Origin of the sequence: Clostridium gallinarum (assembly GCF_014836325.1) — a bacterium.
Lineage (GTDB): Bacteria > Bacillota > Clostridia > Clostridiales > Clostridiaceae > Clostridium > Clostridium gallinarum.
This window is the reverse complement of the sequence record NZ_JACSQZ010000129.1, coordinates 1-1,261: the sequence shown is the minus strand read 5'-3', so window position 1 is coordinate 1,261 and position 1,261 is coordinate 1. Positions and strand designations below refer to the sequence as shown.

At 21.0% G+C, this 1,261-nt stretch carries 1 protein-coding gene; it reads left to right on the top strand.

Annotated features, from left to right (window positions below):
- Nucleotides 1-384: 384 nt before the first annotated feature.
- A partial coding sequence (locus tag H9660_RS16105; RefSeq protein ID WP_191751383.1) for a response regulator occupies nucleotides 385-1,261 on the top strand: 877 nt, incomplete at its 3' end.

The following is a 1,261-nucleotide window of genomic DNA, read 5'->3' as shown; positions in this document are numbered from 1 at the left end:
AAGCTTTCAAGGGATTATTAGATAGATACTTTGGACAAAACTAGTTTTTAAATATTAATGAGTATGGTACTTTGTACGATACTCATTTTTATTTTATTCTTTATGAAATTATATCTATGGACAAGTTGCGGATAATTTTATTAGAGTAGTAAAATTCGTAGTTTAAGAATTAGAGTTTTAATAATTTCATTCCTTCAGTTTGCAAATAGATAAACATTGTATGACGATGACTTGGAACGCATGTGACGTAACAAGGAATATAATGTTTATCTATTATTTTATCTATAATTTGTATTTTAATCATGTAAACAATTACTAATTTATAAAAATATGATATTATATAAATATATAAGTTTTGTTTTTATGAGAGGAGCAACAATTTCTATGAAAGGTTTTTATAAAGTTTTAATTGTAGATGATGAAAGTATTCTTAGAAATGGATTGAAGCATTTATGTAATTGGGAAGAAGAAGGATTTAAGTTAATAGGGGAAGCAGCTAATGGAAAAGAAGCATTAGAAATGATTGAAGATAAGGAACCCAATATAGTAATAACAGATTTGATTATGCCAGAAATTGATGGAATAGAGTTATCAAAAATAATAAAAAATAAATATCCAAGTATAAAAGTTCTTGTTTTAAGTAATGTTTCTGAATTTGATTATGTAAAAGAAAGTTTTAAATATGGGATTCATGATTATTTACTTAAGACAGAGGCAAGTCCAGAAAATATGTTACCAATTTTAAAAAATATGGTTAAAGAAATAGATAGTAATTTTATAAATGAAAATAATTATAGTGAAGAAAAATTATTAGAAGATTTAACTTTAGATTTAATATTTAAAAAAGAAGTAGATAATGAATTATTAAAAAAGTTATTTGAATATTTTAATTTAGAGAATTATTGCTTATTAGTTTCTGAAATATATACTGATGATGATTCAAAAGAATTAGAAAATATAAAAATATTAATAAAAACTGATATAAAGAATAATTTGGAGAACTATAAAAAGCTTAGTATATTTAAAAAAAATAAAATAATAATAGTAATTAATTATGATAAAAACAATCAATTAAAAATGTTAAAGGACATAGAAGAAACTACAAAAAATATATTCGAAAAATATGATATTAGTCCATTTATCTTAATTGAAGGAAATAATATTAAAGATAACATAGATAAGTCTTATGAAGAAGCTATAGCTATAAAAAATAAATCTATTTATTTTAATAAATTTTTAATAAGAAAAAATGATATAAAGG